This is a genomic window from Kurthia sp. Dielmo, assembly GCF_000307285.2.
GTDB lineage: Bacteria > Bacillota > Bacilli > Bacillales_A > Planococcaceae > Kurthia > Kurthia populi.
The window spans coordinates 68899-78360 of sequence record NZ_HE578965.1 but is presented as its reverse complement, the minus strand read 5'-3'; the positions used below and the strand labels follow the sequence as shown (position 1 = coordinate 78360).

General features: G+C 40.2%; 9 protein-coding genes. 2 read left to right on the top strand and 7 right to left on the bottom strand.

Features of this window, described 5'->3' with window-relative positions:
• Positions 1-248: 248 nt before the first annotated feature.
• From KTHG_RS19620 to bcp, 4 genes are all read right to left on the bottom strand, one after another.
• Positions 249-1121, bottom strand: coding sequence for a nucleotidyltransferase-like protein (locus KTHG_RS19620; RefSeq protein ID WP_139996048.1), 873 nt, complete (start codon positions 1119-1121; stop codon positions 249-251).
• Positions 1122-1258: 137 nt separating this feature from the next.
• Positions 1259-1711, bottom strand: coding sequence for a peroxide-responsive transcriptional repressor PerR (gene perR / locus KTHG_RS19615; protein ID WP_186439696.1), 453 nt, complete (start codon positions 1709-1711; stop codon positions 1259-1261).
• 155 nt (positions 1712-1866) lie between these two features.
• Positions 1867-2811 carry a D-2-hydroxyacid dehydrogenase gene (locus KTHG_RS19610; protein ID WP_139996046.1) on the bottom strand — a complete coding sequence of 315 codons (945 nt, stop codon included), beginning with the start codon at positions 2809-2811 and terminating at the stop codon, positions 1867-1869.
• Positions 2812-3282 carry a thioredoxin-dependent thiol peroxidase gene (gene bcp, locus KTHG_RS19605; RefSeq protein WP_139996044.1) on the bottom strand — a complete coding sequence of 157 codons (471 nt, stop codon included), beginning with the start codon at positions 3280-3282 and terminating at the stop codon, positions 2812-2814. It abuts the gene before it with no gap.
• 105 nt (positions 3283-3387) lie between these two features.
• Between bcp and KTHG_RS19600 the strand changes: the two genes are divergently transcribed.
• Positions 3388-4494: an FUSC family protein gene (locus tag KTHG_RS19600; RefSeq protein WP_139996042.1), complete on the top strand. Its 1107-nt coding sequence runs from the start codon at positions 3388-3390 to the stop codon at positions 4492-4494.
• Positions 4495-4621: 127 nt separating this feature from the next.
• On the opposite strand, the gene KTHG_RS19595 is transcribed toward KTHG_RS19600, so the two are convergent.
• The 3 genes from KTHG_RS19595 to mutY all read right to left on the bottom strand — a co-directional run bounded on the left by KTHG_RS19595 (position 4622) and on the right by mutY (position 8264).
• Positions 4622-6367, bottom strand: coding sequence for an ABC transporter ATP-binding protein (locus KTHG_RS19595; protein ID WP_139996040.1), 1746 nt, complete (start codon positions 6365-6367; stop codon positions 4622-4624).
• 147 nt (positions 6368-6514) lie between these two features.
• Positions 6515-7084, bottom strand: coding sequence for a nucleoside tri-diphosphate phosphatase (gene ntdP, locus KTHG_RS19590; protein WP_126989186.1), 570 nt, complete (start codon positions 7082-7084; stop codon positions 6515-6517).
• Positions 7085-7199: 115 nt separating this feature from the next.
• Complete coding sequence (mutY, locus tag KTHG_RS19585) at positions 7200-8264, bottom strand: A/G-specific adenine glycosylase (protein ID WP_139996038.1); 1065 nt, start codon at positions 8262-8264, stop codon at positions 7200-7202.
• Positions 8265-8362: 98 nt separating this feature from the next.
• On the opposite strand from mutY, the gene KTHG_RS19580 reads away from it, so the two are divergent.
• Complete coding sequence (locus KTHG_RS19580; protein ID WP_139996036.1) at positions 8363-9334, top strand: metal-dependent hydrolase; 972 nt, start codon at positions 8363-8365, stop codon at positions 9332-9334.
• Positions 9335-9462 lie beyond the last annotated feature (128 nt).

Sequence of the window (9462 nt, the reverse complement as noted above, 5' to 3'; positions counted from 1 at the left end):
ACTTGATAACATTTTGTTTCGATTCAATTGAACCGAATTTATTGTGATTACATCTTGCTTGTTCAGTTTTCAAGGTTCATTTCGTTTGCCGTTATCTTAACGACTCATTTATTATATCATCATAACTTCCAAGAAGTCAACAACTTTTTTAAAAAGTTTTTTCGTTCATTTGTTATGTTGTAATGCCCTGTGTTTCAAGGACAAGTAATATAATACAATAGTTATTAATAACCGTCAAGCGTTTTTTATTACTTTTTTTTCACCGTATAATAACGATGGAAAACACCCGGACTCTTCGTCTCGATTCGGTCTATTTCAATATAGCCTTTCTCCACTAGAAACTCAACGAAAAATTCAAGGTTTACCGAATAGACATTTAAGTCCTCATCTTCATGTAGTTGCTGTACACTCCAATGCGCTTTTTGCTGCATTACTTCTAATAGATGTTGTGCGCTCTCTTCTACACTTTCTTCTATTAACATTTTAATTATATCGAAAATTTCTAATAAGCGTTCCTTGATTTCTTTGTGACTCGTAATAAATTTCTCATAAAGATTGTACACTTCTACATTGTAGCCTTTTAATTGATTCCACACCGTCACCTCAGGATAACGGCCTTGTTGAATAATCGTTTGGCGCGCTAAATGGTGTAACACTTCAATCATATGATTGTATGCATCAAAGTAGTCACGTGCATCAAAGGATACTTTACTCTCTTCATAGCGACGAATCATTTTCGCAAACTCAACACCTAGCTTCACTTGACGTCCTTCAAAAGGATAGTTTTTGAGATTTTTCTTTAATGTATCTACATATTCATTACGATCAAATAATACCTTGCCATAAAATAACCAATCGACAATCTTCTTATTGTAGCCAACAATCAGCCACTTTTGAATTTGCTTTTCGGTAATAGTATGCATAACTGCCTTTTTATTATTATCAAATGAATAGTGTTTTGTGAAAATAGGTTTTTCATTATCCTTTGTAATAATAAAAAGCACTGTATCAAAATTGTCGGTAATCGGGCTCACTGAATCAATCTTTTCAACTAAGATAACACCTAGTGTATTTGAATCACTTGCGCGTTCCTGATAAATCGGTCGTAAATGTAAATCCATTAACTATTCTCCCCCTAAACAATTGGTCTCCATGTAGATTATAGCGTGAAATATCAAATGTCGCTATTGTTCCCTGCAAAAAAGAACAACAGGAACCGCATACTTAAATGCGATTCCTGTTGTTATCTCGTTTTAACTTATAATGCCGTCTTTACTTCTTCACTCTTCGCTTGACACTCTGGGCATGTACCGTAGATTTCCATACGGTGTGAATTGATTTCAAAATTGGTTACTTGCGCTGCTACATGCTCAACCTCGTCTAGTCCAGGATAATGGAAGTCAACGATTTTACCACATGATGAGCAAATCACATGATAGTGTTTCGATGTGATGAAATCAAAGCGACTAGCGTTATCACCATATGTTAACTCTTTTACAAGGCCCGCTTCACGGAATACTCGTAAATTGTTGTAAACTGTCGCCACACTCATATTTGGGAATTTCGATTCTAATGCTTTATAAATATCATCCGCAGTTGGATGCGTCATTGTTTCGATTAAATACTCTAAAATCGCATGACGTTGCGGAGTAATACGTACGCCCGTAGTCTTTAGCGTGTCGAGTGCATTTTTTAATTGCGTTTCAGACATCGCCATGCACCTCTTTCATACAAATTATTAATTTATAATTGTTATTAATAAGTGTACCTGTCACATGGCATTACTGTCAACTTTATTGATTAAAATGAACGATAGTCCTCTGACGAAAATGTTTTAGTTTTCAATTAGCATCTATACATTCTCAATTAGTAACCTAATGTTAAATCGACAAAGTTCTCTAATTCCTCGTGATTACCGCTACGCCACTTCTCTAAATTTGGTTTAAAGATTGCGAAGCTGCGCTCTAGATAACGTGATGAATGACTTGAAACGTGTGGAGATACGGTCATATTAGGTAAATCCCATAGGGGCGAATCAACTGGTAATGGCTCTGTTTCAAAAACATCACACACAGCCGCACCAATTTTATTTTCGGTTAACGCTTCTATTAAAACGTTTGTTTCCACAAGTGAACCGCGACCAAAATTCATAAATAGCACGGTATCCTTCATCGCATCAAAATGCTGTGCTGTCATTAAATGCTTTGTTTCCTCCGTATCAGGTAATACAGATACGACAATATCCGCTGCTGGCAGCACGGATTTCAGTTCGTCAAAGCGTACCATTTTGTCCATATATGCCGCATCACGCCCTGAACGATTGCAACCTATTGTCGTCACATGGAATCCTTTTAAGAGACGACCAATCTCGCCGCCAATGGCACCCGGCCCAAGAATAACGGCTGTTGAGCCAAACAGTTCACGTTGCTTTAAGTTACGTTTCCACTCATGTTTTGTTTCATACTGATAGATTTGTGGCAAAGAATGGTAATGCGCTAAAATGTGCATAAGAACAGATTCAGCCATCGGTACTTTGTGAATACCGCGTACATTTGTTACTGGGATACCACGCGCCGCAATCGCTGCGTTTGGCATTTTTTCGATACCAGCAGAGGCTACCATAATCCACTGTAGGTTTTTGGCAGTCGCAATATGCGCCTCTGTCAAATCCTCACCATAGGTCACGATGATTTCAGCACGTGCTAAATCCGTATTCTCGACCGTGCGTGAAAACACAAACTCCTCATTTGGAAAACTTTTTAGTAAATCTTCTTTCAAATCTGGTCGTGGATCAAACGTAAAATAAATCATCTATTCGACTCCTTCCCGTAGTGTTGTTAGTACTTCGGCGATATGGTCCTTCACGCGAACACTGCGCCATTCATTCACAACAGTGCCATGCTCGTCGATTAAAAAGGTCGAGCGGACAATGCCCATATATTCTTTACCAAAGTTTTTCTTTAATTGCCACACACCATAGGCTTCCGCAACTTCATGGTCTTCATCTGCTAATAATGAAAATGGTAGCTCATATTTGTCGATGAATTTTGTATGTCGTGCTGCTGGGTCCGGGCTCACACCAACTACAACAGCATTTAAATCTGAAAAATCTGCGTGTGCATCACGAAAATCACATGCTTCTGTCGTACATCCTGGTGTCATATCTTTCGGGTAAAAATAAAGAATGACCTTTTTCCCTGCAAAATCGCTTAAAGAGATGCGCTCACCCTGTTCATTTGGTAATGTAAAGCTTGGCGCTTTTTTGCCAACTAAGTTTGTCATATTAAAAAACCCCCTTTGCTTTATTGTAACAAGTTCCTTTAAGCAATGCTTGAAACATGTTAAAGTACAACTATATTGAATGAAAGAGAGGTTGCCATTTCAACAATGAAATTAGGTGCCCGTATATTAAAAACCGGCGTTGCCATCGTCTTCGCCTTTTATTTAGCTGAATGGCTCCACTTGCCATCACCTATCTTCGCTGGTATCGCCGCTATTTTTGCGATTCAGCCATCGATTTATCGCTCGTATAAAACGATTATCGAGCAAATACAAGGGAATGTCATTGGAGCTGTCAGCGCAGTTGTGTTCGCGTCCATTTTTGGGGTAGAACCAGTCGTTGCTGGCTTTGCCGTTATCGTAACACTATTAATCATGATGAAATTAAAGTTGACCAGCAGTGTTTCATTAGCACTTGTGACCGTCATCGTTATTATGGAAGGTCAAAAAATCGAAGCCTTTGATGAATTTTTATTATTCGCAGTCATTCGTTTCACAACGGTGATGATTGGGGTGCTTGCTGCCTTTATCGTCAACCTTGTATTCCTACCACCCAAATATGAAACACGGTTATTTGCCTCAACAAAATATTTACAAGATGACATTACACGTTGGATACGCCTTGCTGTGCGCCAAGCATCCGAGCATACATCAACAAAACAATCCGTGCGTACATTACGTGGTCATCAAAAAAAGCTCGACCAAATTTATACACTTTATAAAGAAGAGCGTACGTATACGAAAAAGGCCCTGTTCGCCAAAAAGCGTAAACTCGTCATTTATCGTCAAATGCTTATTACAACGAATAAAAGTTTAGAAACGCTAAATCGTCTGTTCATTCATGAAAATGAACTTGCGAATATGCCCGAACGCTTCCATATTATGATTCAGGAGCGCCTCGACTTCTTATCTACTTACCATGAGCAACTATTTTTAAAATACACTGGTAAGCTAAAGTCGCATCATACGACCTGGATTGGCCAGGATGAATTTTTACAACGTAATGAAATCATGGATATATTCGCAGACTATGTCATCGAGCAGCATGAGCGAGAGGGTGATGAGGAATTTTCAAGCTATCACCTGCTTCACATTTTATCTCGTATTTTAGATTATGAAGAAAATTTAGAGCATCTCGATACACTTATTACGGCATATCAGGCATATCATTCAAGTGAATTATTAACTGAACGTGATGAAGATAATATTTTGTAATTAAAGAAGCTTAAAAACCGCTCCTATGAGCATAAGAAAAACCGGAATCGCGCGGTGGCGCGGTTCCGGTTTTTCGTTTTAAACGCTAAAAAAAGGAAAATGACGTGCTTTGTACCAATCTCTTTTTTTAATCTAATTTTTGAACATTAAATAAATCATGATAAATTCCTGGCTTGCTCATTAGCTCCGCATGAGTACCACGTTCTTTTAATTCCCCGTGGTCAATCACAATAATTTGGTCTGCATGTGTAATCGTGGATAAACGGTGCGCCACAATTAAAGTCGTACGATTATGCGCCAAACGGTCGAGTGATTCTTGAATCAATGCTTCGCTCTCTAAATCAAGCGCTGAGGTCGCTTCGTCTAAAATTAAAATCGGCGGATTTTTAAGAAATACACGCGCAATCGCTACACGCTGCTTTTGTCCCCCTGATAATTTCACACCGCGTTCCCCAACTGGCGTATCATAGCCCTCGGGTAAATTCATAATGAAGTCATGTGCATTTGCAGCTTTTGCGGCCGCAATCATATCTTCATCCGTTGCAAAAGGATTCCCCATTAAAATATTTTCACGTACAGAGTCACTAAATAAAATATTTTCCTGCTGCACAATACCGATTTGACCACGTAATGTTTCAAGCGTCACATCACGTACATCATGCCCATCGATTTTAATGCTACCTGAGAGGACATCGTAAAAACGTGGAATCAAGCTAATAATCGTTGATTTCCCGCCACCACTCATGCCGACGAATGCCGCCGTTTGTCCTGGCTGAATCGAGAAGTCAATATTACTTAGCACATTACGCCCCTCATCGTTATAGCGGAACGACACATCATTAAAGGTAACCTGCCCTTTTACAGGAGGGAGCGCAATGGCGTCAGCTTTATTTTCAATATCATATTTTTCATCAAATAACTCAAACATACGGTCCATTGAGGCAACCGACTGTGTCAGTGTTGTCGATGAATTGACTAAACGACGAAGTGGGTTGTACAGCATATCGATATAACCGATAAATGCGGCCATCGTACCAATCGTAATATTACCTTGAATCACATGATACCCGGCATAACCAAGTACCGCGACTGGCGCTAATCCCGTAATCGTATTCACGACCGCGAATGTATAGGCATTCCAGCGCGTTTGAGCTAAAGCTTTATTTAAGAAATTGCCGTTTGTTTCAGCAAAGATGCTTTGCTCATGTTTTTCAAGCGTAAAGCTTTTAATAATATTCATGCCTTGCACACGCTCATGTAAATAGCTTTGTACACCAGCTAATGCTTTTGAACGTTCACGTGTTAACGCACGTAATTTTGTAAAGAAATATTTCACACTAATCATATAAAACGGTAGTGCAATTAATGTAATCAGTGTTAACTTCACATCAAGCATCATCATGATACCAATCGCAATAACGACCGTTACAAGGTCAATCCAAATATTCATTAACCCCGTCATGACGAATTCTTTCGTTTGTTCAACATCATTAATCGTACGAGAAATGACATCGCCGACACGGTTATTTGAATAAAACTTTAATCCTAGCTTTTGCAGGTGCGCATACAACTTCGTACGGATATCGTACAAAATACGGTTGCTGACACGCTGTGCAAAATATTGACGGAAAAACTCGACAGGTGGGCGGATAACAAAGAATAAAATAGCAACAATGCCAATACACCACGCGAGGCCTTCCATTTGTTGTGCTTTCGTTAGCTCATCGGCACCGATAATATCATCGATAACAATCTTCATGATAAACGGTGTCGCCATCGGAATTAAGAACTTCAAAACCCCGATTAAAAACGTAATGACGATATCCCATTTATATGGCCAAACGAACTGCATGTAACGCTTCATACTGCCCATGCGCTTCAGATCCTTTCGTCAAAAATGCGAGATTCATTGTAGCATATATCCATGGATTTTTTTACTAAATCGACTCAGAAAAACAAAAAAGGAACGGTCCCCACCGTGTGAGACAGCTCCTTTTTTCCACCAAAACAGCTTATGGTGTTAATCATGTTCTGGATTTTGTTGCTTTTTTTCATCGTTTAATTGGCGTTGGAACTTAAAGCGATTTGTCCATGCTTCAATGAAGTCAGGCGCAAATGGACCACGACGTTGTTCCACCCACTGGATTAGCTTTTGTAAATTTGCTTTTAAAATACTATCGATAACTTGTGGGTAATTCATCAATTGGCGATGCTCTTCGTACTCATCCTCATCAAGAAGTGTATACGACATATCTGGAAAGACCTTAACATCTAAATCATAATCAATATATTTTATTGCGTTGTGATCGAATACAAACGGCGAACTCATATTACAATAATAATAAACGCCATCTTCTCTTAGCATACAAATAATGTTATACCACAATTCCGAATGAAAATACGTAATTGAAGGCTCCCTCGTCAACCATGTTCGGCCATCCGATTCGGTAACGAGTGTGCGTTCATTTGCTCCGATGATCACTTTATTTGTACTTTTTAGTACCATCGTTTCTTGCCATACGCGGTGAATGCGGCCATTGTGCTTATAACTATGTATTTGTACGATTTCCCCTACTGCTGGAATCGCCATTACAAGCCCCACCTTTGTAAGCACTCATAAAAAAGTGCTTTTGTAACATTATAACAATCCTACAAACAAAGGTGTAGTTAAAAACTGCGATTATCCCGAAAATCCATTGAATTTTTTACAATTTTTGGCGTTCAATACGATATTGTGCTAAAAATTTCTGCATCGATACAGAAAGCGGTAATTTTTCAACCTCGTCTAGTGTCAGCCATGCCGCACGTTCTGGCGGTTCTTCTACATCAGTTGCACGTAGTACATAGCCATCCATCTGCCACACAAGATGTGAAAATACATGTTTTAGTGGCATCAAATGTTCTTTACCAGCAAGTTCAAAATGATACATTTCTGCCATAACGCTATCCGTCACAACCTCTTTTTTCACTTCGACCATCGGGAACTGCCACATATTCGCAAGTAGGCCTGTTTCTGGACGTTGTTCCATTAAAATACGTCCCTGTTCGTCCTCGACGATAAACACATCATACGGAATTTTTTTCGTTTTCACTTTTTTCGTCTTCACCGGCAGTTTTTCCGGCTCCCCTTCATGAAAGGCTGTACAATAATCGCGCACTGGACAAAGTAGACAGCTTGGTGATGTCGGTGTGCAAACCATCGCCCCGAGCTCCATTAATCCTTGATTAAAAGCAGATGGATTATCATAGTCAATGAGCTCCATGACCGCGCGTTCAAATGTTTTTTTCGTTTTCGGTAGCGCAATATCCTCATCAATCATTAAGACACGACTTAATACACGCATGACATTGCCATCGACTGCATGCTCTGGCACACCATAGGCAATACTGAGTACAGCCCCTGCTGTGTATGGACCGACGCCTTTTAATGTTGAAATTTCTTCGCGAGTTTTTGGTACAACACCACCATAATTTTCGACTACTTCTCGTACACCCGCTTGTAAATTACGAACGCGTGAATAATAGCCAAGGCCCTCCCATTGCTTCAAGAGAAATTCCTCATTGGCATCAGCTAGTGCTTGTGCTGTCGGGAACTTTTCTAAGAAATTTTCGTAGTATGGGATGACCGTATCAACGCGTGTTTGCTGTAGCATTACTTCTGAAACCCAGATTTTATATGGGTCGGTTGTATGACGCCACGGCAAGTCTCGTTTTTCACGGTTGAACCATTCAACGAGTGCTTTTTGAAATTGTTTCGTATAACGATACAAATCGTTTCCCCCTCATTTATTGCTCGTAGAAACGAGTAAAATATTGTAAAATAGAACTATAACGTAATGATTGAAATTGGCACTAAGGAGCTGATTTTTTGGATACAGGTACACACTTAGTTATGAGTGTCGCCATCAGTGGACTTGCGCTAGCGGACCCTGTCGTCGCATCGCATCCTGCAACATTTGCAGCCGTTGCAACCGGGATTATCCTCGGCTCACAAGCGCCCGATATCGACACCATTTTGAAATTACGCAATAACGCCGTTTATATTCGCCATCACCGCGGTATTACGCATTCCATTCCGGCCGTTATTATATGGCCGTTGCTCATTACCCTTGTTCTGCATTTATTATTCCCTTCTGCAGATGCCCTCCACGTATGGATTTGGGCATTCGGTGCAGTCGGGCTTCACGTGTTTGTCGACATTTTTAATGCGTACGGAACCCAGGCAGTGCGCCCATTCTCCAAAAAATGGGTTGCGCTTGGCATCATCAACACATTTGACCCGATTATCTTCGGCTTACATGTTGTGGCGATTGCCGCATGGGCATTCTGTGCCCCACCCGTTCCGACGATGGCAACACTCTATGTCGTCCTTATTGGCTATTACCTCGTACGCATTTGGTTACACCGAGCCGTTATTACCGCTGTCGAAAATACCGTACCCGATGCAGAAGAAGTTATTTTATCACCTACACGCTACTTTTTACAGTATCGTGTAGCCGCAAACTCCAAAACACATCATTATGTTGGACGCGCATATGGCCGCTCCATCACAATTTACGATAAATTTAAAATTGAGCCATTACCAAAAACGCCTTTATTTGATGCAGTCTTAAAAGATGAAAACTTTAAATCTTTCGTATCCTTCTCCCCTATTTATCGCTGGGAGATGCGCATGCTAAAAAATGGCCTACAAGAAATTCGTCTCATCGATTTGCGCTACCGTAGTAATAATCGATATCCATTCGTAGCTGTCGCACATGTCGATGAAGAGTATAACATCGTTCGGTCATACACAGGCTGGATCTTCAGTGAAGAAAAACTACAAAGCAAATTAATTTAAACATAAGTGATGAAAGCGCTCGTTTAACTCCGATGGGCATTTATAGCTCTCGACAAGTGACTCTTTTTGTCACGTCGGAGAGAGCGAAATGACCCGAGGAGTTAGCGCTTGAATCCGGATAATCATAA

Coding starts and splice junctions, on each gene's coding strand:
- KTHG_RS19610 (WP_139996046.1), bottom strand. CDS start 2,811: ATGATTTATTTTACGTTTGATCCACGACCAGATTTGAAAGAAGATTTA.
- KTHG_RS19620 (WP_139996048.1), bottom strand. CDS start 1,121: ATGGATTTACATTTACGACCGATTTATCAGGAACGCGCAAGTGATTCA.
- KTHG_RS19595 (WP_139996040.1), bottom strand. CDS start 6,367: ATGGGCAGTATGAAGCGTTACATGCAGTTCGTTTGGCCATATAAATGG.
- bcp (WP_139996044.1), bottom strand. CDS start 3,282: ATGACAAACTTAGTTGGCAAAAAAGCGCCAAGCTTTACATTACCAAAT.
- KTHG_RS19600 (WP_139996042.1), top strand. CDS start 3,388: ATGAAATTAGGTGCCCGTATATTAAAAACCGGCGTTGCCATCGTCTTC.
- perR (WP_186439696.1), bottom strand. CDS start 1,711: ATGTCTGAAACGCAATTAAAAAATGCACTCGACACGCTAAAGACTACG.
- ntdP (WP_126989186.1), bottom strand. CDS start 7,084: ATGGCGATTCCAGCAGTAGGGGAAATCGTACAAATACATAGTTATAAG.